Below are 24,316 nucleotides of genomic sequence, written 5' to 3'. Positions count from 1 at the left end.
GGCTGTGGATCAAACCTGCCGCCCGAAATTCACGAAAGAAATTCGCGTGAACGATGGAGGTCCTCGGGAGACTCCGCGAGGTCCGCGGGGTCGCTCACGAGGCCGGCCGGGAAACCGTCCACTCGGGTCGATGGACGGCGGGCGCGCTGGATGCGCATACGCTCACCGGTATGAGCGACAACGTCACCGGGGCGCCGATGCGCCTGAGCACCGTGATCCTGCCCCATCGCCGCTGGCGCGAGGGCGGGCGTGAGGCCTGGCTGCGGGCGGAAGAGCTCGGTTTCCACACCGCGTACACGTACGACCACCTGTCCTGGCGCGTGCCGTTCCGGGACGGGCCGTGGTTCGGGGCGGTCCCGACGCTGACGGCCGCCGCCACCGCCACCGAGCGGATCCGCCTCGGCACCCTCGTGACCTCGCCGAACTTCCGGCACCCCGTCACCCTCGCCAAGGAACTGATCTCGCTCGACGACATCTCCGGTGGCCGGATCACGCTCGGCATCGGCGCGGGCGGCACCGGCTTCGACGCGAGCGCCCTCGCGCACAGCGGGCAGCAGCCGTGGACACCGCGCGAGCGGGCCGACCGTTTCGCGGAGTTCGTCCCGCTGCTCGACCGGCTGCTCACGGAGGACACCGTCACGTACGACGGGACGTTCTACTCGGCAGGTGGCGACGTCGGCGCCCAGAACATCCCCGGCTGCGTGCAGCGCCCCCGGTTGCCCTTCGCGGTCGCCGCGACGGGCCCCCGCGGGCTGAAGCTCGCCGCGCGGCACGGGCAGGCGTGGGTGACCACCGGCGACCCGAAGCTGTACGAATCGGGCACCCCGGAGGAGTCGATTCAGGCCATTCGCGGACAGGTCGCGAAGCTGACCGCCGCCTGCGAGGCCATCGGCCGTGACGCGGCCGAGCTGGACAAGGTGCTGCTCACCGGATTCACCCCGGACCGCGCCCGCCCCCTCGACTCCGTCGACGCCTTCGTCGACTTCGCCGGCAACCACCGCGAGCTGGGCTTCACCGAACTCGTCGTGCACTGGCCGATCCCCGGCACCGACTTCGCGGCCGACCAGAAGATCTTCGAGGCGATCGCCACGGAGGCCCCGGCCCAACTCGGCTGAATCGGACACCGTCACACCGGGGCCCGGGAGGGGCTCATGAGCCAGTCGCGCACTCATATGTGCGCCCCATGGCACGCCCGTGCACGCATATGCGCGACCATGGTTCGGTGACCTCACCGACTCCCGGGCCCCGGACTCCGGCCCCCTCCGCCCCCTCGCCCCGGCTGATCGCCACGGATCTCGACGGCACTCTGCTGCACGACGACAAAACCGTTTCTCCTCGTACGGTCGCCGCGCTCGCCGCCGCCGAGGAGGCCGGCATCGAGGTCTTCTTCGTGACGGGCCGCCCGGCCCGCTGGATGGACGTCGTCAGCGACCATGTGCACGGCCACGGCCTGGCGATCTGCGGCAACGGCGCCGCCGTCGTGGACCTGCACGGCGACGCGGGAGGCCACCGCTTCGTCAAGATCCGCGAGCTGACGGTCCCCGACGCGCTCGACGTCGTCCGCATCCTGCGCGAGACGGCGCCCGGGACCACGTTCGCCGTGGAGCGCACCGGCGGGCTGCACCACGAGCCCGCGTACCCGCCGCTTCACCTGGACCCGGGCGAGACGGTCGCGTCGGCGGAGAAGCTCCTGGAGCCGGCCCCCGGCGGCTCGATCGTCGCGGACCAGCCGGTGCTCAAGCTCCTCGCCCACCACCCCGAGCTCGACCCCGACGCGTTCCTCGCGCTGGCCCGCGAGGGCGTCGGCGAGCGGGCGTCGATCACCCGGTCGAGCCCCAGCGCGCTCCTGGAGATCAGCGGCCCCGGCGTCTCCAAGGCGTCCACCCTCGCCATGTGCTGCGCCGAGCGCGGCATCGCTCCGACCGAGGTGGTCGCCCTCGGGGACATGCCGAACGACATGGAGATGCTCGCCTGGGCGGGCACGTCCTTCGCGATGGGCAACGCGCACCCCGAGGTCCTGGCCGCGGCGACCGGCCGCACCGCGACCAACAACGAGGACGGCGTGGCCCGCGTCATCGAGGACATCCTGGCCGCGCACGCGCCCGCCCGGTAGCCGCACGGCGCTACAGCTTCACGTGGCGCTCGGCGAACCACTTCACCGGGTCCACGCCCGAGCCCAGATACGGCGTGAGCCGTACCTCGAAGTGCAGGTGCGGCCCCGTCGAGTTGCCGGTGGTGCCGGACTGCCCGAGCCACTGCCCGGCCCGCAGCTTCTGCCCCTGGTCGACGGTGACCGCGGCCAGGTGCGCGTACTGCGTGTAGTAGCCGCCGGGGTGCCGCACGACGACCTCGATGCCGAAGGCGCCGCCGCAGGACACGCTCTGCACGCGGCCCGCGCCCACCGCCCGTACCGGTGTGCCGATGTCGACCGCGAAGTCCTGTCCCGTGTGCCGGTGCGACCAGCGCTCGCCCGCGCTGTCGAAGCCCGCCGACAGCGTGTACGTCTTCACCGGGGGTACCCACGCGCGCGTGGTCGTGTTCTTCGGCTCCTTGAGGCGCACCGCGCCCCGGCACCTGCCCGCCGCGACCGACTGGTCCGCCTGCCCCTGGAGCTTCCAGCGGGCCGCCTCCAGCTTGGTCGCGATGCCCTTCTTCAGGGTGGCCAGCCGCGCGTTGCGCTCCTTGAGGTCGTGCCACGCGTCATCGGCCCTGCGTTGTCCTTCGCTGAGCCTGCGCTCGGCGCGTCTGCTCTTGTCGACGGCGTTGTTGAGCGCCAGGTCGGCCTGCCACACGGCACGTTGACCGTGCATCAGCTCCTCGGGGTCCCCGGAGAGCAGCATCTGCGCGGTGAGCGGGATGTCGCCGCCGTTGCGGTACTGGGCGCGGGCGATCCGGCCGAGGTCGGCGTGGCGCACCGCGATCTCCCGCCGCTCCCGCACGAGCAGCCGCTCCATCGCCCTGGCCTTCGCCCGTTCCGCCGTCGCGTCCCTGCGCCCCGCTTCGTAGCGCTGCGTCGCCTTCGACGCCTCCTCGTAGAGCCGCGCGACCTCCGCGCTCGCCCCGGGGCCCTCCGCGCCCTGGGATGCCGTGGGCGGGCTGCCGAGGGTCACGAGGGCGCACAGCAGCGCCGTGACGACCAGTGATGTGCGGGTACGGCGGGGTCCTGGACACATGCATCGGATCGTCGACCGCCCCGCGCCCACCTTCCTGCGGAGCTGGTACGGGCGAGGGAACGGCTGCCCCGTACGGCGCAGCCGGGTACCGCCGAACCGGGGTCAGTAGGGCGCCTGCCACACCACCGTCGTACCGGCGCCCTCGAGCCCCGCCCCGTACCAACTGGCGCCGCCCAGCGACTCGGCGCGCCTGCGGAGGTTCTTCAGGCCGCTGCGCCGCCCGCCCTCCTGGATGCCCACGCCGTCGTCCGCGACGGTCAGGCGCACGCCCTGCTGCCCGTCGGGGAGGATCACGGTGGCGTCGACGACGACGTCGATACGGGTCGCGTCCGCGTGCCGGAACGCGTTCGAGAGGGCCTCGCGCAGCGCCGCGATGAGGTTCTTGCCCGTGAGTTCGCCGACGACCGTGTCGACGGGCCCGAGGAAGCGGTGCGAGGGCTTGAAGCCGAGCGGCACCGCCGCCGTGTTGATCTCGCGCAGCACCTTGGTGCGCAGCCCCGACGGCGCCTCCGCCGGCCCCTGTTGGAGCGCGAAGATCGCCGTGCGGATCTCCTGGATCGTGGTGTCGAGCTCGTCGACCGCCTTGCCGACGCCCTGCTGCACCTCGGGCACCACGGAGCGGCGCTGGGCGGTCTCCAGCATCATCCCGGTGGCGAAGAGCCGCTGGATGACGAGGTCGTGCAGATCGCGGGCGATCCGGTCGCGGTCCTCCAGGACGGCGAGCCGCTCCCGGTCGCGCTGCGCCTCGGCCGACACCAGGGCGAGCGCGGCCTGGGAGGCGAACTGGGTGGCCAGGGTGCGCTCCGCCTCGGTGAAGGGCCGCCCGCCGCTCGCCCGGGTCATCACCAGCGTCCCGAGGACCCGGCCGCCGCTCTGGAGGGGCAGCATCATGGACGGCCCGTACTCGTGCGCGAGGTCGGTCAGCATGCGCGGATCGGTGGCGGCGTCCTCGACGAACACGGCCTTCCCGTCGAGCAGTTCGGCGATGATCTCGCTCTCCGGCGGCACGATCACGCCGAGCGCGCCGGAGGGTTCGTCCGAGTCGACGGCGACGATCTCCATGCCGCCCTCCTCCGCGGGCAGCATCACTATGCCGGCGGCCGAGTCGGAGAGGTGGCGGGCCTGTTCGGCGACGACCTGGAGGGCGTCGTCGGCGTCGCCGCCCGAGAGCAGCGCGGTCGTCACCGCCACGGAGCCGTCGATCCACCGCTCGCGCTGTTTCGCCGCTCCGTAGAGCCGCGCGTTGCCGATCGCGATGCCGGCCTCGGTGGCGAGCACCCGGACCATGTTCAGGTCGTCGTCGGTGAACTCGACACCGCCCTCCTTCTCCGTGAGGTAGAGGTTTCCGAAGATCTCGCCCTGTACGCGGATGGGGAGGCCGAGGAACGAGTGCATCGGCGGGTGGTGCGCGGGAAAGCCGCAGGAGCGCGGGTCGTCCCCGAGGTCCGCGAGCCGCACGGTGACGGGGTCGTGGATGAGCGCGCCGAGCAGCCCCTTGTGCCCGTCGGGCAGCCGCCCGATGAGCCGGGCGGTCTCCTCGTCGACCCCGTAGTAGACGAAGTCCGAGAGCCCCTCGCCGTCCTCGTCGACGACACCGATGGCCGCGTACTTGGCACGGGTCAGCTCGGCGGCCGTCTCACAGATCCGGTCCAGCGTGGAGTGCAGTTCGAGATCGGTGCCCACGGAGCGCATCGCTTCGAGGAGCTGCGGCAGTCGCGCCGTCAGCTCGGCCGACAGACCGTGCAGGCTGCGCGTCGCCTGGGTCGCCGCCTCCAGGGAGCCCGCTGCGGGCTCGGCGGGGGGAGGGGCGCCGGGGTCCGTGGGTGCTGACATGCCCCGAGCCTAATTAGTCCCATTTGGCGGCGAAAGTCGGGATCAGCGAGCCGTGGGCTCCCTCGCTCCCCCCTGGCCCCGTCAGCCCCGCGCTCCGGTCAGCGCCTGTGCCGCGTCCTCCCGCCGCAGCAGCTCCTGAAGCGGCCCGTCGGCCGCGGCCAGCTCGGCGTAGGGGCCGCGCTGGGCGACCCGCCCGCCGTCGAGCACGAGCACCTCGTCCACGGCGTCGAGGCCGGCGAGCCGGTGCGTGATCAACACCGTCGTCCGTCCCCGCGTGGCGTCCAGGAGATCCGCGGTGAGCGCGTCCGCCGTCTCCAGGTCGAGGTGTTCGGCCGGCTCGTCCAGGACGAGGACGGGGAAGTCGGCGAGCAGCGCGCGGGCCAGCGCGAGCCGCTGCCGCTGACCGCCCGAGAGCCGCGCGGCGTGCTCGCCCGCCAGGGTGTCGAGCCCGTCCGGGAGGCCGCGCGCCCACTCCTGGAGGCGTACGCGGCCGAGCACCGCCCACAGCTCGTCCTCGGTGGCGTCCTTCTTGGCGAGCAGCAGGTTCTCGCGGAGGCTGCTGTCGAAGAGATGGGCGTCCTGGGCGCACAGACCCACGAGGCGACGGACCGCGTCGGAGTCGAGCGCCGCCGCCTCGACGCCGCCGAGCGTGTACGTGCCGGACGCCGCGTCCAGGAAGCGGAGCAGCACCTGCGCGAGGGTCGTCTTGCCGGAGCCCGAAGGCCCGACCACGGCGACGCGGCGGCCGCGCTCCAGCGTCAGGTCGACGCCCGCGAGCGCGTCCCGTTCCTGGCCCTCGTGGCGGGCGGTGAGGTCGCGCACGACGAGCGGGAAGGGCTCCCGCGGCGCCTGCGCGGGCCGCTCGGGCTCCCGTACGGGTTCCGGCGCGTCGAGCACCTCGTAGACGCGCTCGGCGCTCTTGTGGACGCGCTGGCGGTGCTGCACGGCGAGCGGCAGGCCGAGCACCGCCTCGAACGCGGCGAGCGGCGTGAGGACGACGACCGCGAGCGAGACCCCGTGCAGCTGGCCGGTGCGCACGCCCTGGATGCCGACGAGCGCGGCGGCGGCCACGGTCAGGCCGGTGAACAGGGCGGTGAGTCCGTCGCCGAGCGCGGTCGCGGTGGCGCCGCGCGACGCGATCCGCGTGAGCGCGGAGTCGGCGTCGTCGGCCTCCTTCCTGCGCCGCCCGAGGGCGCCCGCGACCGTCAGTTCCGCGGTGCCGGTGAGCAGTTCGGCGACCTTCGTGGCGAGCACACCGCGCGCGGGGGCGAGGCGCCGCTCGGCCCGCCGGGACACGGCGCCGGACAGCAGCGGCACCCCGACACCGGCGAGCAGCAGTCCGACGGCGAGCACGGCGCCCGCGGCGGGCAGCAGCCACGCGGTGAACGCCACCGAGCCCGCGCCGACGAGCGCGGCGACCGACGCGGGCAGCAGCCAGCGCAGCCAGTAGTCCTGGAGGGCGTCCACGTCGGCGACGAGCCGGGAGAGCAGATCGCCGCGCCGCCGCGTGCGCAGCCCGGCGGGCGCGAGCCGCTCCAGGCGCCGGTACACGGCGACCCGGGTGTCGGCCAGCATCCGCAGCACCGCGTCGTGCGACACGAGCCGCTCCAGGTACCGGAAGATCGCCCGCCCGATGCCGAACGCGCGCGTGGCCGTCACCGCGACCATCAGGTACAGCACCGGCGGCATCTGCGAGGCCCGCGAGATGAGCCAGCCGGACGTCGCCATCAGGCCGACCGCGCTGCCGAGCGCGAGCGCGCCGAGCAGCAGGGCGAGGACGAGGCGCGAGCGGCGTGGCCGGGCGGCGGCGCGCAGCCGCGTGAGCGCGTGCCGCCGGCCGTCCGGCGCCTCGTCGGCCCGCTCGGTAGGAGTGGCCTCGACGGCGTCGGCAACGATCTGCCCTGCCGTGCTCGCGGCGGCCACGGTCTCCCGCGTCTGCTCCGGTACGGCGGCCCCGGGCGCCTCGATCCGTACGACCCGGTCCGCCACCGCGAGCAGCGCCGGCCGGTGCACCACCAGCAGCACGGTCCGCCCCACGGCGAGCCTGCGCACCGCGTCGACGATGCCGGCCTCGGTCGCACCGTCGAGCGCGGCCGTCGGCTCGTCGAGCAGCACGACAGGCCGGTCCGCGAGGAAAGCGCGGGCGAGCGCGAGCCGCTGCCGCTGCCCCGCCGAGAGCCCTGCGCCGTCCTCCCCGAGTTCGGTCGCCGTCCCGTCCGGCAGCGCCTCGACGTACTCCAGGGCCCCGGCCTCGCGCAGCGCGGCGAGCACCGCGGCGTCGTCGGCCCCCGGCCGCGCGAGCCGTACGTTGTCCGCGATCGACCCGGCGTACAGCTGGGGCCGCTGCGGGACCCACGCCACGCGCGCGTGCCAGGCCTCGCGGGACACCTCGGCGAGGTCGACACCGGCGGCCGAGATCCGCCCGCCACTGGGTCGTACGAACCCCAACAACGCGCTGATCACCGTCGACTTGCCAGCGCCGCTCGGCCCCACGAGAGCCACGGTCTCGCCGTCGGCGACCTCGAAGGAGACGTGGGACAGGGCCTGCGTCGACCGTCCCTCGTAGCGCACCGAGACGTCCTCGAACGCGATGCCGCCGGCCGAAGGAGCCTCCCGCGTGCCGGACTCCGGCAGCGGCGTCTCCAGGACCGCGAAGATCTCCTCCGCCGCGGCAAGGCCCTCGGCCGCCGCGTGGAACTGCGCGCCCACCTGCCGCAGCGGCAGATAGGCCTCGGGCGCGAGCACCAGGATGACGAGCCCGATGTAGAGGTCCATCTCGCCGTGCACGAGCCGCATGCCGATGGTGACGGCGACGAGCGCCACCGACAGCGTGGCCAGCAGTTCCAGCGCGAACGATGAGAGGAAGGCGATCCGCAGCGTGCGCATCGTCGCCCTGCGGTACTCGCCGGTGATCCTGCGGATGGACTCGGCCTGCGCCTTGGCACGGCCGAACACCTTCAGGGTCGGAAGGCCCGCGACCACGTCCAGGAAGTGCCCCGAGAGCCGGGAGAGCAGCCGCCACTGGCGGTCCATCCGGGACTGGGTCGCCCAGCCGATGAGCATCATGAAGATCGGGATGAGGGGCAGCGTGCCGACGATGATCGCCGCCGACACCCAGTCCTCGGTGACGACGCGGGCGAGCACCGCCACCGGGACCACCACCGCGAGCCCCAACTGCGGCAGATAGCGGGAGAAGTAGTCGTCGAGCGCGTCCACGCCACGCGTCGCGAGCGCCACCAGCGAACCGGTGCGCTGCCCGCTCAGCCAGCCGGGGCCGAGCAGTGCCGCCCGCTCCAACAGGCGCCTGCGCAGCTCCGACTTGACCGCCGCGCTGGCCCGGTGCGCGGCCAGTTCGGTCAGCCAGGCCACGAGCCCACGACCGGCGGCGACCGCCACCAACAGCAGCAGCGCCCCCCGCAGCTCCGCCGCGTCCAATCCGTGCTGGAACGCGCCCACCACGATTTCGGCGATCAGCATCGCCTGAGCGATGACCAGGCCCGCCCCGGCGGCGCCCAGGGCCACCACCGCGATCAGGAAGAAGCGGGAGGCCCGGCCGTACCGGAACAGGCGCTGGTCGATCGGTTTCACGTGAAACACACCCTCACGTCGTGATGGGAGCTCAGTGCGCCTCGGCCGGAATGTGGTTCGTGCCGAGCCGCTTGCGGAACACCCAGTAGGTCCAGCCCTGGTAGAGCAGGACCAGCGGCGTCATGATCCCGGCGACCCAGGTCATGACCTTCAGCGTGTACGCGCCCGACGACGTGTTGTCGATCGTCAGGTTCCACGCGTCGTTGAGCGAGGACGGCATGACGTTCGGCGCCAGGGACAGGAAGATCGCCGCCACCACGGCCGCGATCGCGATCCCGTTGAACGTGAACGCCCAGCCCTCGCGCCCCTTGGCGTTGAACGCCAGCGTGCCGAGCAGGCCGACGACCGCCACGGCGAAGGCCACCGCTGTCCCCACCGTCCCGCGCTCGACCTGGAGCCAGGCGAGGAACCCGCCGCCGAGCAGCATGGTGGCCACGCCGGCCTTGGTCGCGAGCGCACGCGCCCGGCCCCGGATCTCGCCCTCGGTCTTCAGGGCGGTGAACACCGCGCCGTGCAGCGTGCAGATCGCGGTGAACGCGAGCCCGCCGAGCAGGCCCCACCAGGTCACCAGGTCGGCGGGCGAACCGGCGAAGTCCTGCCGGGAGTTGATCGGCACCCCGTGCACCATGTCGGCGAACATCACGCCCCACAGGAACGGCAGCAGCAGCGAGCTGACGAAGAGCACCAGCTCCCAGTTGCGCTGCCAGCTCTCCTCCGGCCGCTTGTGCCGGTACTCGAAGGAGAGCACGCGCACGATGAGCAGCAGCAGCGCGATCACCAGGAGCAGGTAGAAGGCGCTGAAGAACGTCGCGTACCAGACGGGGAACGCGGCGAACATCGCTCCGGCGGCGGTGAGCAGCCAGACCTCGTTGCCGTCCCACACGGGACCGATGATGTTGATCAGCACGCGCCGCTCGGTGCGGTCGCGGGCGAGCAGCCGGGTCAGGATGCCGACCCCGAAGTCGAAGCCTTCGAGGAAGAAGTAGCCGGTCCACAGAACGGCGATCAGAAGGAACCAGAAGTCGTTGAGGCCCATGGCGCTTTCTCCTCTCAGTACGCGAAGGTCAGTGGCTTGTCGGCATCGTCGTCGTCATCGGAGCCGTCCCCCGAAGGACCACGCAGCTTCGGATCCTTGGTCGGCGGTTCCTCGTCCGTGTCGGGGCCCTTGAGGGCGTACTTCTTCATCAGCCGGACGTTGATCCAGAACAGCACCGCGTACAGCAGGGTCAGCGCGGTCAGGGAGATCGCCATCTCGGCCTGGCTGACGCCGGGGGAGACCGAGTCGGCGGTCTTGAAGAGTCCGAAGACGGCCCAGGGCTGGCGGCCCATCTCGGTGAAGATCCAGCCGATGGAGTTGGCGATGAAGGGGAAGATCAGCGAGGCCATGCCGACCCGCCAGCCCCACTTGGTGACGGTCGGGCCGAGCTCGTGCTTGTTGGTGAGCATGAGCTTCGGGATCTCGTCCTCACCCCTTCTGTGCTCGGGCAGCAGCCATCGCCGCTTCCGCGTCAGCCAGAATCCGGCGCCGGCCGCGACGGCCGCGGTGAGCCCGATGCCGATCATGAGGCGGAAGCCCCAGAAGGTGACGAAGATGTTGGGGATGTAGTCCTCGGGCTGGCCGCCGTACTTGTCGGCCTCGGCCTTGGCCGTCTCCTGGATGCCCGGGACACAGCTGCTGAAGTTGCTGTCGGCCAGGAAGGACAGCAGGCCCGGAAGCTCTATCTCGACGGAGTTGTGGCCCTTGGTCACATCGCCGACCGCGAAGATCGAGAAGGGTGCGGGGCATTCGGTGTCCCACAGCGCCTCGGCCGCCGCCATCTTCATCGGCTGCTGCTTGAACATCACCTTGGCGAGGGAGTCGCCGGAGAAGGCGACCAGGATGCCCGCGACCATAGTGGTGATCAGGCCGAGCCGGAGCGAGCTGCGCAGCGTGATGACCCGCTTGCGGTCGACCTGCTCGCCGGCGTCCTTCTGCTTCTTGATCTTCCAGAGCAGGAAGCTGGCGATGCCGATCATGAAGGCCCCGCCGGTCAGGAAGGCGGAGGCGACGGTGTGCGCGAACTGGACGACCGCGGTGTTCTGGAAGAGGACGTGCCCGATGTCGTTGAGCCGGGCCACGCCGGTCCGCTTGTCGATCTCGTAGCCGACCGGGTGCTGCATCCACGAGTTGGCCGCCAGGATGAAGTAGGCCGAGGCCAGCGTGCCGATCGACACCATCCACATGCAGGCGCAGTGCAGCTTCTTCGGCAGCTTGTCCCAGCCGAAGATCCACAGCCCGATGAAGGTGGACTCGAAGAAGAAGGCGATCAGCGCCTCCATGGCGAGCGGGGCGCCGAAGACGTCACCGACGAACTTCGAGTAGTCCGACCAGTTCATGCCGAACTGGAACTCCTGCACGAGCCCGGTGGCCACCCCGATCGCGATATTGATCAGGAAGAGCTTTCCCCAGAACTTCGTGGCGTGGAAGTACTTCTCCTTGCCCGTGCGCACCCACGCCGTCTCCAGGCCCGCCGTGAGCGCGGCCAGGGAGATCGTCAGCGGCACGAACAGGAAGTGGTAGACGGTGGTGATGCCGAACTGCCATCGAGCCAGGGTCTCCGGCGCGAGGGCGACCGTTGTCGGGTCCACTGCGTCTTCTCCTTACATCGCCGTGGTCACAGCGGCAGTTTGCCCCTTTAATCCCACAAATCCCGGGAGGAACCGGGACACGCTTGTGAACGCGTTCACATTCACAAGCATTATGTCGTACTGGTTGTCGGCATACGAAGGGGGGTCCCCCGTTAATCCGGGAGACCCCTGTCACTACGATGCGGGCGCCAACGCGCGGCGTCCCTACAGCTCCTTGCGGAACTCCTCGGCCACCTGCAGGAAGATGTCGTTGGCCTCGGTCTCCGCGATCGTGGCCCGCACGCCCTCGCCCGCGAACGGCCGCACGACCACACCCGCCTGCTCACAGGCCGCCGCGAAGTCCATCGTCTTCTCCCCCAGGCGCAGCCACACGAAGTTCGCCTGCGTCTCGGGCACCGTCCAGCCCTGCCCCCGCAGCCCCTCGACGACCCGGGTGCGCTCGCCCACCAGCGAGCCGACCCGGCCGAGCAGCTCGTCCTCCGCGCGCAGCGAGGCGACCGCCGCGTCCTGTGCGAGCTGGCTCACACCGAAGGGGACCGCCGTCTTGCGCAGCGCCGCCGCGACCGGCTCGTGCGCGATGGCGAAGCCCACCCGCAGCCCCGCGAGCCCGTACGCCTTGGAGAAGGTGCGCAGCACCGCCACGTTCGGCCGGTCCCGGTAGATCTCGACGCCGTCCGGCACCTCGGGGTCGCGGATGAACTCCCGGTACGCCTCGTCCAGCACGACCAGCACGTCCGAGGGCACCCGGTCGAGGAAGCGCTCGAGCTCGGGGCGGCGGATGGCGTTGCCCGTGGGATTGTTGGGGTTGCAGACGAAGATCAGACGGGTCCGGTCGGTGACGGCGTCCGCCATCGCGTCGAGGTCGTGGTCCTCGCTCGGCGTGAGCGGCACCTGCACCGACTTCGCCCCGCTGATCTGCGTGATGATCGGGTACGCCTCGAAGGACCGCCAGGCGTAGATGACCTCGTCACCGGGCCCGGAGGTCGCCTGGAGCAGCTGCTGCGCGACGCCGACCGAGCCCGTGCCCGTGGCCAGATGACTGACGGGCACACCGAAACGGTCGGACAGCTCGTTCATCAGGCCGGTGCACGCCATGTCCGGGTACCGGTTGAAGGTCCCGGCCGCGGCGACCGCCTGCTCCATCACCCCGGGCAGCGGCGGATACGGATTCTCGTTGGAGGACAGCTTGTACGCCACCGGCCCCCCGGCAGCAGCCGGCTTGCCGGGCTTGTAGGCGGGGATCCCCGCCAGCTCCGCGCGCAGCTTGGGGTTGGTCTCGCTCACCGCAGTCCTCCTCAGGGGCACCGTTCCAATACTGCTCACCTTAAGAGGATTCGCCGCGCACCCCAATGGGCCGAGTCCGAGGCACCTCCCGAGGCGTACGGGGAGGGGGGAGCGCCCCTCGTCCTGCCGTGCGCCGGTGGCTCGCGCCGTGGCGCGCGTCACCCGTGCAGGTGAGTTGAGACCGACTCGCAACATCGCCGACTTGGCAGGCCCGCACCGGACGACAAGTGATGTACCACTGCGACGACCAGCAACTCTCTTGTATTCCAAGGGAGATGAGGGGTCATCACCTTGCAGAAACGTGCCTGTCAACGCCTGCATATGCACCCCCACCATGCAGCCGAATGAGCCCTACTATCGGCTCGCCATGACAGCAGCAGGGAAGCACCAGGTGAGCCGGGCAGAGACGACCCGCAGGGGCACCCGGCCCGGCCGGGCGGGCATCAGAGACGTTGCCGCAGCCGCCGGGGTCTCGATCACGACCGTGTCCGACGCGCTCAACGGCAAGGGCCGGCTCCCGGACGCCACCCGACGCCACGTCCGCGAGGTCGCCGACCGGTTGGGCTATCGCCCCTCCGCGGCCGCCCGCACGCTCCGTACGGGCAAGTCGGGCCTCATCGGCCTGACCGTGACCACGTACGGGGATGAACCTTTCACCTTCACAGAATTCGCGTACTTCGCGGAGATGGCCCGAGCCGCCACCTCCGCCGCGCTCGCCCGCGGGTACGCCCTCGTCATCCTGCCCGCCACCTCACGCCACGACGTGTGGTCGAACGTCGCGCTCGACGGCACCGTCGTCATCGACCCCTCCGACCACGACCCGGTCGTCACCGAGCTGGTCCGCCAGGGCCTGCCCGTCGTCTCGGACGGACGTCCCGCGGGCACCCTGCCCGTGACCGCCTGGGTCGACAACGACCACGAGGCCGCCGTCCTCGGCATCCTCGACCACCTCGCCGAGTCCGGCGCCCGCCGCATCGGCCTGCTCACCGGCACCACCACCGACACGTACACCCACCTGTCCACCTCCGCGTATCTGAGCTGGTGCGAGCGGATCGGGCAGGAGCCGGTCTACGAGTCGTACCCCGCGCACGACCCCTGCGCGGGCGCCGTCGCCGCCGACCGGCTGCTCGCCCGGCCCGACCGCCCCGACGCGGTCTACGGCCTGTTCGACCCCAACGGGACCGATCTGCTCGCCGCGGCGCGGCGCTACGGGCTTCGGGTCCCCGACGACCTGCTGCTGGTGTGCTGCAGCGAGTCGAATGTGTACGCGAACACGGAGCCGCCCATCACCACCCTGTCGCTCAAGCCGCGGCGGATCGGGACCTCCGTCGTCCAGCTCCTCATCGACGCCATCGAAGGGGTGGAGTCCGACCAGCCGGTCGAGCAGGTGATGCCGACCGAACTCATCGTGCGGACCTCGTCCCAGCGCCGCCCGCACCGCACCACGGTCAGCCCGCCCCGCTCCCCGGGGAAGGGCTGACCGCCCCCGCCGCCCGCCACCGAGAAGAAAAGTCCACACCAATTCGGGAGAAATGCACGGTGATCAGCCGCCCGTCACCGATTCACCACCCCTGGTGCATCACACAGCGCGAGCCGCATTCCTATGATGGGCGCACGACACCGCGGGCCGCTGCGACCAGGCAGTCCGATACGGTGCACAGGCGGCGCAATGGTGGTGGAGGGGTCGATGACTCAGGGGGCCGGTCTGGGACCCGCAGCGCGCACGGAGACGCTGCGCGACTTCCGTGTTCCCGCGTACGTTCATGACGTACCGGCGAACGTACAGCCGACCGACCCCGTCCCCGGTGCCGAGGCACCCGAGGCGCCCGAGGCGTATCCCGACGGCTACACGCCCACCGAGCGCGACCTCCCCGTCATCAACAGGGGCGACACCGTCCAGATCCAGGTCGACGCCGCACAGCCCGCGCCCACGGGCGACGAGGGGCTCGGCCCGCTGTACGTCGTCGGCGACGTGCACGGCTATCTGGACGAGCTGCTCGCCGCGCTCCGCGAGAAGGGCCTGATCGACGGCGAGGGGAACTGGGCGGCGGGAACCGCGCGCCTGTGGTTCCTCGGCGACTTCACCGACCGCGGGCCCGACGGGATCGGCGTCATCGACCTCGTGATGCGGCTGTCCGCCGAGGCTGCGGCCGCGGGCGGCTACTGCAAGGCGCTGATGGGCAACCACGAGCTGCTGCTGCTCGGTGCGAAGCGGTTCGGCGACACGCCCGTCAACTCCGGGGCGGGCACCGCCACCTTCCAGGCGGCCTGGTTGCTCAACGGCGGGCAGAAGGCCGACATGGACCGCCTCCAGGACGTGCACCTCCAGTGGATGTCCCGGCTCGACGCGATCGAGATCGAGGACGACCACCTCCTCACGCACTCGGACACCACCGCGTACCTCGACTACGGGGACTCCATCGAGGCCGTCAACGACACGGTCCGTGAGACCCTCACGCGCAACGACGCGGACGAGTGCTGGGACCTGTTCCGCAAGTTCACCAAGCGGTTCGCGTTCAAGGACGAGGAGTCGGGGCCCGGCGCCGTGCGGCAGCTCCTCGACACCTACGGCGGCTCGCGCATCGTGCACGGCCACAGCCCGATCCCGTACCTGCTCGGCGAGGTCGGCGGCGAGGACGGCGAGGGCGAGGACAGCAGGCCCCCCGTCGAAGGCCCGCACGTGTACGCGAACGGCCTTGCCATCGCCATGGACGGCGGCGTGACCATGGCCGGAAAACTGCTCGTCCAGCAACTTCCCATGGATGCCTGAGAGTTCGCGGGGAACACGCGAAAGCGGAGGATCCGCCCGGCCCCCGGGCCAATTTCCGGAAACCCCCTGTCACCGCGCGCCGTGACAGCTCTACCATCGCCTTATCCGTAGCAGGCTCCCCTCCGTTTCTGCCCGACGGCTCGCACCCATGCGGGCCACCAAGCCCTACGGAGCATCGGGGGATGCACATGAACAGCGCTCCGCATTTGCTGAACGAGGACCGCCCCGAGTTCGAGCGGCTCCTCGATGAGGCGCTGCGTACCGCACCGGACCGCCCTGATCTCGCCGCGGTGGGACAGCGGCTCAACCCCGAACAACTGCGCACGATGGCGCTGGGCGCCGCGGCCCTGATCAACACGGCGGCCACGGAGGAGTACCAGCGCTACGTCACGGTGCGCGAGGAGCTGCGCTCCACGCCGCGGCTCCTGCGTCCACTACGCGAAGGAGGCAACACCAGCAGCGGGGAGAGCACGGGACCGGGCGTCGCCGCGGTCGCCGTCGTGCTCGCCCCGGTCCTCGCCGGGACCGCCGCCCTGATCTTCCTGGTCGTGGGCTACGTCCTGAGCATGCTGAACCCGGCGCCCGGTTTCGCCGACACCCTGCTCACGTTCGGTTGGGTCTTCGGCGCGATCACGGCGGCGAGCATGCTCGTAGCGGCCGTCTGTCTGCTGCTCGCGGCGCTGCGCAACGGCGCGACGTCGCTCCAGGCGAGCGCGCACGGCGAGGCGAGCGAGGAAGTGAAGCAGGCCAGGGAAGCCTGGCGCGCCGCGCTCCTGGAGAAGGGCATCCTGCCGTTCCTGCGGGACGCCCTGGCGGATCCCTCGGCGGGTGCGGGACCGCACCTGGGGAGCCGCGGCGGCGGCGTCGGGCGCATGCCCCATCTCGGCTACAACAGGCCGGGGTTCAGCAGTCCCGACGGCGGTGGCACGGCCACGGGCCAGCGCGCCGGCTATTCGAGCCCGGACTTCTCAAGTCCGGACTTCGGCGGCCCTGACCACCAGCCGGACTGATCCCCCGGCACGCACGCACCGCGCCGGGGGCGACGAGGAGGCCCCTCGCACCCGAGGGGCCCCACCGTCGTGCGCTGACGCGTCAGTCGGCGATCGGCAGATACACGCGGTTGCCCGCCTGCGCGAACTCCTTGGACTTCTGGTCCATGCCCGCCTCGATCTCCGAAGCGGTGGTGCCGTGCTCGCGCCGGATGTCCTGCGAGATCTTCATCGAGCAGAACTTCGGCCCGCACATCGAGCAGAAGTGCGCCGTCTTCGCGGGCTCCGCCGGCAGCGTCTCGTCGTGGAACTCCCGTGCCGTGTCCGGGTCGAGGGCCAGGTTGAACTGGTCCTCCCACCGGAACTCGAAGCGGGCGTCGGACAGCGCGTCGTCCCAGGCCTGCGCGTCCGGGTGCCCCTTGGCGAGGTCCGCCGCGTGCGCCGCGATCTTGTACGTGATGACACCGGTCTTCACGTCGTCGCGGTTGGGCAGGCCCAGGTGCTCCTTCGGCGTGACGTAGCAGAGCATCGCCGTGCCCCACCAGGCGATCATCGCGGCGCCGATCCCGGACGTGATGTGGTCGTACGCCGGGGCGACGTCGGTGGTCAGCGGGCCGAGCGTGTAGAACGGCGCCTCCTCGCAGATCTCCTGCTGGAGGTCGATGTTCTCCTTGATCTTGTGCATCGGGACGTGGCCCGGGCCCTCGATCATGGTCTGCACGTTGTGCCGCTTGGCGATGGAGTTCAGCTCGCCGAGCGTCCTCAGCTCCGCGAACTGCGCCTCGTCGTTGGCGTCCGCGATGGAGCCGGGCCGCAGCCCGTCGCCGAGTGAGTACGTGACGTCGTACGCCGCGAGGATCTCGCAGAGCTCCTCGAAGTTCTCGTAGAGGAAGCTCTCCTTGTGGTGCGCGAGGCACCACGCGGCCATGATCGACCCGCCGCGCGAGACGATGCCGGTCTTGCGGTCGGCGGTCAGCGGCACGTACGGGAGGCGGACACCGGCGTGGACGGTCATGTAGTCCACGCCCTGCTCGGCCTGCTCGATGACCGTGTCCTTGTAGATCTCCCAGGTCAGTTCCTCGGCCTTGCCGTCGACCTTCTCGAGCGCCTGGTAGAGCGGCACGGTGCCGATCGGCACGGGGGAGTTGCGCAGCACCCACTCGCGCGTGGTGTGGATGTTGCGGCCGGTGGAGAGGTCCATGACGGTGTCGGCGCCCCAGCGGGTCGCCCACGTCATCTTCTCCACCTCCTCCTCGATGGAGCTCGTCACGGCCGAGTTGCCGATGTTGGCGTTGACCTTCACCAGGAACCGCTTGCCGATGATCATCGGCTCGATCTCCGGGTGGTTGACGTTCGCGGGCAGCACGGCGCGGCCGGCCGCGATCTCCTCGCGGACGACCTCGGGCGCGACGTTCTCCCGGAGGGCCACGTACTCCATCTCCGGGGTGATCTCGCCCCGGCGCGCGTACGCGAGTTGGGTCACGGCCTGGCCGGACCGGCCGCGGCGCGGCTGGCGCGGGCGGCCGGGGAAGACCGCGTCGAGGTTGCGCAGGCCCCCACGCGGCGACGTGTGCTTGATGCCGTCGTCCTCGGGTCGGACGGGGCGGCCCGCGTACTCCTCGGTGTCGCCGCGGGCGATGATCCAGTTCTCCCGCAGCGGCGCGAGACCGCGGCGGACATCGGTGTCGACGGTCGGGTCGGTGTACGGGCCTGAGGTGTCGTACAGCGTGACCGACTGTCCATTGGTGAGGTGCACTTGACGGACCGGCACCTGGAGGTCGGGGCGCGAGCCCCGGATGTACCCCTTGTGCCAGCCGATGGACTGGCCGGCCTCCTCGGTCGAGCCCTCGGTCGAGGTGGAGGCAGGCGTGTGTGCGTCCGTTGTGGTCATGAGACCTACTCCCTACGCCGGCATTACCCGGTAACAGGTTCAGCGGTCGACGCAGCCGTATCCGTCCTCAGCTTCGTGGTGTTCCACGCTGTTTCACGTGAAACGCCCTGCTGGGACGAAGGTCAGCGCCCTCTCAGCCCGGTGCTCCGAGCTCCCGCGATGGCAAAAGCGCCTCCACGCTAACGTCCCGTACGCCGCGTTGAACAGAGGGCCCCCTCGGTTCTTGCGATGATCGGGCGGTGACCACCACCCAGCAGCCCCCTCCTCCGCCGCCTCATCCGCCGCACGCGCACAGCCACGGACACGGCCATGGCCACGGACCCGCGGCGCCCGTCTCGCGGCACCTGCGCAAGGTGATCGCGGCCGTGCTGATCCCGTTCTCGGTCGCGGTCGTCGTGGGCCTCGCGGTGCTCTGGCCGGGCGGCGCGCCCCCGCACGAGCGCAGCGGCGTCGGCTTCGACCGGCAGACGCAGCAGGCCACGGTAACCCGCGTCGAGAAGGTCGACTGCTCCTCCGTGCACGCCCAGAGCCAGACCCCGCCCGGTGATCCCACGCAGCAGGGCACCACGGGTGAGAAGCCGTCCGGCGGCACCTGCGAGAACGCGACGATCCGGATCGACACCGGCAAGGACAAGGGCCGTACGTTCACCGAGGTCGTCCAGCCGGATTCGCCCCGGCAGCTGCACGAGGGCCAGAAGGTGATCGCGGCCTACGCGCCGGACGCGCCGAAGAATCTCCAGTACTCGGTCACCGACGTGAACCGCAAGATCCCGATGGTGCTGCTGGCCGGAATCTTCGCCCTGGCGGTGGTCGTCGTCGGCCGGATGCGGGGCGTCATGGCGCTGATCGCGCTCGCGATCAGCTTCCTGGTGCTGACCTTCTTCATCCTGCCCGCGATTCTCCAGGGGTCGAATCCCCTGATCGTCGCGGTGGTCGGCGCCAGCGCCATCATGCTGATCGCGCTCTACATGTGCCACGGCCTGTCGGCCAGAACCTCCGTCGCCGTGCTCGGCACGCTCGTCTCGCTGCTGCTGATCGGCCTGCTCGGCTCGCTGTTCATCGGCTGGGCCGCCCTGACGGGCAACACCGACGACAACACGGGCCTGATCCACGGCCTGTACCCGGACATCGACATGAGCGGTCTGCTGCTGGCCGGCGTCATCATCGGCTCGCTCGGCGTGCTCGACGACGTGACGGTCACGCAGACCTCGGCCGTGTGGGAGCTGCACGAGGCGAATCCGACGATGGGCCGCCGCGCCCTGTACCGGGCCGCGATCCGCATCGGCCGCGACCACATCGCGTCCGTCGTCAACACGCTCGTCCTGGCCTACGCGGGCGCCGCACTGCCGCTGCTGCTGCTCTTCTCGATCGCGCAGAGCAGCGTCGCCGACGTGGCCAACAGCGAGCTGGTCGCCGAGGAGATCGTGCGCACGCTGGTCGGCTCGATCGGCCTGGTCGCCTCGGTGCCGGTGACCACCGCGCTCGCGGCGCTCGTGGTCTCCGCCGACCGGCCGGACGCACGGGGGCCCGAGGGGGCCGCTCCCGCTCCTGGACGCGGAGGCCGAGGCCGGCGACGTAAACGCTGAGGGCGCGGAACTGCTCGGGCGCACCGCGCTGCTGAAGCGTTACGTCGCGTCGTGATTCGTGCGAACCGCCGTGGGTCGTACGGGCCGAAGGGGAGTCAGCCCGCGCTCTGTTCCTCGGCGAGGATCCGGTCGAGGGCCTCGTCGAGGTCGGACTCGAAGTCCGCGCCCGCCTCCTCCTGACCGAGCGGGACGAGCTTGTCCGTCCGGTCGAGGAACGCGACGAGCGGTGCGACCCCGGCACGGAACAGCGCCTGGTCCGCGCCGACCTGGAGCCTGATGTGCACCTCGCCCGGCATCTCGCCGACCGCGCCGCCCACCCGCTCCACCGGTGTGACCTGCACGTCTCCCTCACCGCTTGCCCCGTTGACGCCGTCGACGAGGAGTTCCCTGCCGAATGCCCAGGTCACGGGCGCGTCTCCGGGGAGATGGAAGGTCAGCCGCACCGCGTACGGATCGGTGGACTCGTACCGGAGCTCCACCGGAATGCGGAACGAGAGCTCCTCGGAAACGAGGAAGCTCATCATGACCTCTGCCTGAACTGCTTGTACCGACTCGCGCATCGCCTACCCCGTCAACTTGCCGTCGATTGGCCAGGAATTACCTCCCTGACACTGCTGGCATCTTGCTCAACGTACACACAGGATTACAAGGAGTGAGTTTTCAAATGCTGATAGAGAAGGCGAGTGTTCCTACGAGCCTGCCGATCTCGTGCTGCAACCGGCGGGCCGTGGGCAGCAGTTTCTCCGCCTGATGGGAAGGGAGAGAAATGGCCAACGTCGCCGCGGTCGAGCCGATGGTCAGCGGAAACGCGGCGCAGGCGGTGCCCAGCGCGTACTCCTGACGCTCGATCACGGGCTCCATGCGCCCCACCCGGCTCAGCTTCCGCAGCAGCGCGCGATCGTCCCGTACCGAGTACGGGGTGATCGACTGCGCGGGGTAGCGGTCCAGGTGATCCCTGCGGGCCGCCTCGTCGAGCTGGGAGAGCAGGCACTGGCCGATGGCGTGGGCATGGCCGGTCTCCCGGAAGTCGGCCCACTCCTCGACGGCGGGATTGGCCGGAGTGTCGGCGACGGCGATCAGCTCGATCTCGCCGTCGCGGTAGACCGCGAAGTAGACCGGGACCCCTATGGTGTCGCGCCAGTGCCGCAGCGCGTCGGTGATCATGCTGCGACGATTCTGCTGCGCTCCGCTGCTGCTCAGACGCTCGGCGGCGTCACCGAAGACGAAGACGCCGTTCTCCCGGCGGAGGTAGCCCTCGTGGGCCAGGGTGCGGAGCAGGTGGTACGCGGTGGGAAGGGCGAGGCCGGCTTCCCTGGCGAGCTGCTTGGCCGGCGCCCCGTCGTCGTGCGCGGCGACCGCCTCGAGCAGCCGCATGGCCCGCTGGACGGACCCGATGAGCGTCTGCCGTGCGGCGGCGGGTGCGGTGTCGACCGTGGCCAAGGTTCACTCCCGATGCGCGTGGGGAACCCCCCGCGTCCTCGGGGCTCGCAGGGGTCTAAAGCCATCGAATTCCGGACTCTAACCCTTGGCCACCGATCGTCGCCCGCCGCGCTGGGAAACTTCCCCCGGTCGTGCGAAAGGTCGCGCGCCGCAACGACCGGGACCCGCACACGAGTGCGCCGAACATCACCAGTCGCGGCTCCGCGACGACGAGCCGGTCATGAATTTCCGTACGACGAAGATGAGTCCACCGACCAGTGCGGCGAACACCAGGACCTTGAACAGCAGTCCGATCACGAAGCCGACGACGCTCGCGATCAGTCCGCCGAACACGACGATGGCGATGACCGGCACCGCGACCCACTTCACCCACCACGGCATGTCCGCGAATATCTCTCGCACTGCCATCGCTCCTTTGTTGTGTCTTTCCCTGTCTCTCCGAGACGTCCGACGTCTCTTCGAGGCTGCTGCTTCGATGCTGGCACGTCGAAGGGCCGCGCGGGCCCTTCCGATCCCTTGTCCTCCCCTGACCCGACCCTTAGGGAACCCGGAGGCTCGGCCTCGGCCCTGCGGCGCGGTCAGCCCTCCGGGGGCGAGAAGACGACGAGAACGCGCAGGTCCTCGCTGATGTGGTGGAACTTGTGGGCGACCCCGGCCGGCACGTACACCACGCTGCCCCTGGCGACCTGTGTGGTCTCCATCCCCACGGTGATCGAACCGCGTCCGCTGACCACGAGGTAGACCTCGTCCTGTCCGTGCGGCTGCTGCGGGTCCTGGGTGCCCGCGTCGAGCGCGTACAGCCCCACCGACATGTTGCGCTCCCGCAGAAACTGCAGATACGCCCCGTCGTTGGCGGCTCTCTCCGCCTCGAGTTCATCCAGCCGGAACGCCTTCATCGACCTCGTCCACCCCTGTCACCAGTAACGTCTGCCACGATCAGACACATGAAGAATTTCCTCGTCAAGACGATCGCCAACGCGGGGGCCCTGGCCGTCGCGGTCTGGGTGCTCGACAAGATCACCCTGACCGGCGACAGCACCGGCAAGAAGGTCGGCACGCTGATCCTCGTCGCGCTCATCTTCGGTCTGGTCAACGTGATCGTGAAGCCGATCGTGAAACTCCTGACCTTCCCGCTGTTCATTCTCACGCTCGGCCTGATCACGCTGATCGTGAACGCCCTGATGCTGCTGCTGACCTCGTGGCTCGCCGACCAGGTCGACCTGAGCTTCCACGTCGACGGTTTCTGGACCGCGATCCTCGGCGGCCTGATCGTCTCGATCGTCTCCTGGGCGCTGAACGTCGTGCTGCCCGACGGCAAGGACTGAGAGCCTCCGGATGACCTACCGCGTCTGTTTCGTCTGCACCGGCAACATCTGCCGCTCGCCCATGGCCGAGCACGTGTTCCGCGCCCGCGTCGAGGACGCGGGGCTCGGCGGCCTCGTCGAGGTCGACAGCGCGGGCACGGACGGCTGGCACGAGGGTGAGGGCGCCGACCCGCGCACCGTCCACGTGCTCACCGAGAGCGGCTACGACGCCGAGCACACGGCCCGCCGCTTCCACCGCGACTGGTTCGCCCGCCTCGATCTGGTGGTCGCCCTCGACGCCGGCCATCTGCACACCCTGCGCCGCCTGGCCCCGACGCCCGAGGACGCCGCCAAGGTGCGCCTGCTGCGCTCCTACGACGCCGGGGCGGCCCCGGAGGACCTGGACGTCCCCGACCCGTACTACGGCGACCTGGGCGGCTTCGAGGCCTGTCTGAAGCTCGTCGAGGCGGCGGCCGACGGCCTGTTGGAGTCCGTACGCGAGGCAGTGGAGGAGCGGAACCGATGACGCAGCCCTCGACACAGGGTCCGGGAGACGGCACGCGGGCGGTACGGGCCGGTCTTCCCGACCCGGTCAAGAACGAACCGACCCTGCCGGGACCGGTGTTCGCCGCACACTTCCACCTTCCCGGCGATGTGTCGGGGCCCTACGCGTACGGCCGCGACGAGAACCCGACGTGGACACATCTGGAGCGGGCCGTCGCCGAACTCGAGGCTCCGGGGCGCTCCGACGCGGCGGCGCTGGCCTTCGGCTCCGGGATGGCGGCGATCTCCGCGGTCCTCTTCTCGCAGCTGCGCGCGGGCGACGCGGTGGTCCTGCCGTCCGACGGCTACCAGGTCTTCCCGCTGGTCCGCGAGCAGCTCACGGCGTACGGCATCGAGGTGCGCACCGCGCCGACCGGTGCGGACGCGCAGCTCGACGTGCTGGACGGGGCGCGCCTGCTGTGGCTGGAGACGCCGTCCAACCCGGGCCTCGACGTCTGCGACGTCCGGCGTCTCGCGGAGGCCGCCCACGCGCGCGGGGCGCTGGTCGCGGTCGACAACACGCTCGCGACGCCGCTGGGGCAGCGGCCCATCGAACTCGGCGCTGACTTCTCCGTGGCCAGCGCCACCAAGCAACTCACGGGCCACGGCGACCTGCTGCTCGGCTACGTCGCGTGCGCCGATGCCGAACTGCTGGCCGGGGTGCGCCGCTGGCGCAAGATCGTCGGGGCGATCCCCGGGCCGATGGAGACCTGGCTCGCGCACCGCTCCCTCGCCACGCTCGAACTGCGCGCCGAGCGGCAGAGCGCCAACGCGCTGGCCGTCGCCCGTGCCCTGCTCGAACGAGCGGACGTCTTCGGGGTGCGCCATCCCGGGCTGCCCGGCGACCCGGCGCACGCCGTCGCCGCGCGTCAGATGCGGCGCTTCGGCTGTGTGGTCTCCTTCGAGCTGCCCTCGCGGGCGCAGGCCGAGCGGTTCCTCGACGCCCTGACCCTGGTGGACGACGCCACGAGCTTCGGCGGCGTGCGGTCCACCGCTGAGCGGCGCGGGCGCTGGGGCGGGGACGCCGTCGCCGAGGGCTTCATCCGCTTCTCCGCGGGCGCCGAGAACACGGAGGACCTGGTGGCGGACGTGCTGCGAGCGCTGGACGAGGCCGGGGCACGCTGATGGAGCCGCGCCGCTAGTACCGCGCTACGCAGAACGGACGGTCCGAGCCTCCCCCCTCGTGGCTCGGACCGTCCCGGATTCTTCGCGCGAAGAACCGCGCGAACAAGGCTAGTTGACTCTGTGTCAGTGTCCAATCACGGTAGCGACAGAGACCTATCGACT

Annotated in this window: 20 protein-coding genes; 9 read left to right on the top strand and 11 right to left on the bottom strand. The window is 70.8% G+C overall.

Annotated elements, in window-relative coordinates; genetic code table 11:
• The first annotated feature begins 170 nt into the window (after positions 1–170).
• Both ACTWJ8_RS20365 and ACTWJ8_RS20360 read left to right on the top strand, forming a co-directional pair.
• Entirely contained in the window at positions 171–1,115 is a 945-nt protein-coding gene (locus ACTWJ8_RS20365) for an LLM class flavin-dependent oxidoreductase (protein WP_356386417.1), read from the top strand.
• A gap of 107 nt (positions 1,116–1,222) precedes the next feature.
• Positions 1,223–2,113, top strand: coding sequence for a Cof-type HAD-IIB family hydrolase (locus tag ACTWJ8_RS20360; protein ID WP_443259952.1), 891 nt, complete (start codon positions 1,223–1,225; stop codon positions 2,111–2,113).
• Between the two features lie 10 nt (positions 2,114–2,123).
• Here the strand turns inward: ACTWJ8_RS20360 and ACTWJ8_RS20355 are convergent, their stop codons facing one another.
• The 6 genes from ACTWJ8_RS20355 to hisC form a co-directional block, all read right to left on the bottom strand.
• Positions 2,124–3,173 (bottom strand): M23 family metallopeptidase, encoded by a 1,050-nt coding sequence (locus ACTWJ8_RS20355; RefSeq protein ID WP_356386423.1) that lies wholly within the window; start codon positions 3,171–3,173, stop codon positions 2,124–2,126.
• Between the two features lie 102 nt (positions 3,174–3,275).
• A complete protein-coding gene (locus ACTWJ8_RS20350; protein ID WP_443259951.1) occupies positions 3,276–5,006 on the bottom strand; it encodes a sensor histidine kinase in 1,731 nt (576 codons plus the stop codon).
• Positions 5,007–5,087: 81 nt separating this feature from the next.
• Entirely contained in the window at positions 5,088–8,594 is a 3,507-nt protein-coding gene (gene cydD / locus ACTWJ8_RS20345; protein WP_443259950.1) for a thiol reductant ABC exporter subunit CydD, read from the bottom strand.
• Positions 8,595–8,625: 31 nt separating this feature from the next.
• Entirely contained in the window at positions 8,626–9,630 is a 1,005-nt protein-coding gene (gene cydB, locus ACTWJ8_RS20340) for a cytochrome d ubiquinol oxidase subunit II (protein WP_443259948.1), read from the bottom strand.
• A 14-nt stretch (positions 9,631–9,644) separates the two neighbouring features.
• The gene (locus ACTWJ8_RS20335; RefSeq protein WP_356386434.1) at positions 9,645–11,222 is read right to left on the bottom strand and encodes a cytochrome ubiquinol oxidase subunit I; all 1,578 of its coding nucleotides are present in this window, start codon (positions 11,220–11,222) and stop codon (positions 9,645–9,647) included.
• 204 nt (positions 11,223–11,426) lie between these two features.
• Positions 11,427–12,506: a histidinol-phosphate transaminase gene (gene hisC / locus ACTWJ8_RS20330; protein WP_356386437.1), complete on the bottom strand. Its 1,080-nt coding sequence runs from the start codon at positions 12,504–12,506 to the stop codon at positions 11,427–11,429.
• Between the two features lie 367 nt (positions 12,507–12,873).
• On the opposite strand from hisC, the gene ACTWJ8_RS20325 reads away from it, so the two are divergent.
• The 3 genes from ACTWJ8_RS20325 (at position 12,874) to ACTWJ8_RS20315 (ending at position 16,286) form a co-directional block, all read left to right on the top strand.
• Complete coding sequence (locus tag ACTWJ8_RS20325; RefSeq protein ID WP_356386440.1) at positions 12,874–13,986, top strand: LacI family DNA-binding transcriptional regulator; 1,113 nt, start codon at positions 12,874–12,876, stop codon at positions 13,984–13,986.
• A gap of 207 nt (positions 13,987–14,193) precedes the next feature.
• Positions 14,194–15,276 (top strand): metallophosphoesterase family protein, encoded by a 1,083-nt coding sequence (locus ACTWJ8_RS20320; RefSeq protein ID WP_443259947.1) that lies wholly within the window; start codon positions 14,194–14,196, stop codon positions 15,274–15,276.
• 182 nt (positions 15,277–15,458) lie between these two features.
• Positions 15,459–16,286, top strand: a complete 828-nt coding sequence (locus ACTWJ8_RS20315) for a hypothetical protein (RefSeq protein WP_356386446.1) — start codon at positions 15,459–15,461, stop codon at positions 16,284–16,286.
• Positions 16,287–16,368: 82 nt separating this feature from the next.
• Here ACTWJ8_RS20315 and thiC read toward each other — a convergent pair whose 3' ends face one another.
• Entirely contained in the window at positions 16,369–18,156 is a 1,788-nt protein-coding gene (thiC, locus tag ACTWJ8_RS20310; RefSeq protein WP_356386449.1) for a phosphomethylpyrimidine synthase ThiC, read from the bottom strand.
• Positions 18,157–18,395: 239 nt separating this feature from the next.
• Between thiC and ACTWJ8_RS20305 the strand changes: the two genes are divergently transcribed.
• Positions 18,396–19,742: a YibE/F family protein gene (locus tag ACTWJ8_RS20305; RefSeq protein WP_356386452.1), complete on the top strand. Its 1,347-nt coding sequence runs from the start codon at positions 18,396–18,398 to the stop codon at positions 19,740–19,742.
• A 95-nt stretch (positions 19,743–19,837) separates the two neighbouring features.
• On the opposite strand, the gene ACTWJ8_RS20300 is transcribed toward ACTWJ8_RS20305, so the two are convergent.
• The 4 genes from ACTWJ8_RS20300 to ACTWJ8_RS20285 all read right to left on the bottom strand — a co-directional run bounded on the left by ACTWJ8_RS20300 (position 19,838) and on the right by ACTWJ8_RS20285 (position 22,078).
• On the bottom strand, positions 19,838–20,302 hold the full coding sequence (locus ACTWJ8_RS20300; protein ID WP_356386455.1) for an SsgA family sporulation/cell division regulator: 465 nt from the start codon (positions 20,300–20,302) through the stop codon (positions 19,838–19,840).
• A 100-nt stretch (positions 20,303–20,402) separates the two neighbouring features.
• The gene (locus ACTWJ8_RS20295) at positions 20,403–21,182 is read right to left on the bottom strand and encodes an IclR family transcriptional regulator (protein WP_443259946.1); all 780 of its coding nucleotides are present in this window, start codon (positions 21,180–21,182) and stop codon (positions 20,403–20,405) included.
• 186 nt (positions 21,183–21,368) lie between these two features.
• Positions 21,369–21,584, bottom strand: coding sequence for a DUF5326 family protein (locus ACTWJ8_RS20290; RefSeq protein ID WP_356386751.1), 216 nt, complete (start codon positions 21,582–21,584; stop codon positions 21,369–21,371).
• Between the two features lie 176 nt (positions 21,585–21,760).
• Complete coding sequence (locus tag ACTWJ8_RS20285) at positions 21,761–22,078, bottom strand: cupin domain-containing protein (RefSeq protein WP_356386461.1); 318 nt, start codon at positions 22,076–22,078, stop codon at positions 21,761–21,763.
• 48 nt (positions 22,079–22,126) lie between these two features.
• Here ACTWJ8_RS20285 and ACTWJ8_RS20280 point away from each other — a divergent pair, with 48 nt between their 5' ends.
• The 3 genes from ACTWJ8_RS20280 to ACTWJ8_RS20270 are packed head-to-tail and all read left to right on the top strand — an operon-like array spanning position 22,127 to position 24,154.
• Complete coding sequence (locus ACTWJ8_RS20280) at positions 22,127–22,507, top strand: phage holin family protein (protein ID WP_356386463.1); 381 nt, start codon at positions 22,127–22,129, stop codon at positions 22,505–22,507.
• A gap of 10 nt (positions 22,508–22,517) precedes the next feature.
• On the top strand, positions 22,518–23,012 hold the full coding sequence (locus ACTWJ8_RS20275) for a low molecular weight protein-tyrosine-phosphatase (protein ID WP_356386466.1): 495 nt from the start codon (positions 22,518–22,520) through the stop codon (positions 23,010–23,012).
• Positions 23,009–24,154, top strand: a complete 1,146-nt coding sequence (locus ACTWJ8_RS20270; protein WP_443259945.1) for a cystathionine gamma-lyase — start codon at positions 23,009–23,011, stop codon at positions 24,152–24,154. Before ACTWJ8_RS20275 ends, ACTWJ8_RS20270 begins: the two co-directional genes overlap by 4 nt.
• The last annotated feature ends 162 nt before the right edge of the window (positions 24,155–24,316 follow it).

Source organism: Streptomyces sp. SDT5-1 (assembly GCF_052245995.1).
Taxonomy (GTDB): domain Bacteria; phylum Actinomycetota; class Actinomycetes; order Streptomycetales; family Streptomycetaceae; genus Streptomyces.
Note: the sequence above shows the minus strand (reverse complement) of the source record. Positions and strands in the feature narration are given on the sequence as shown.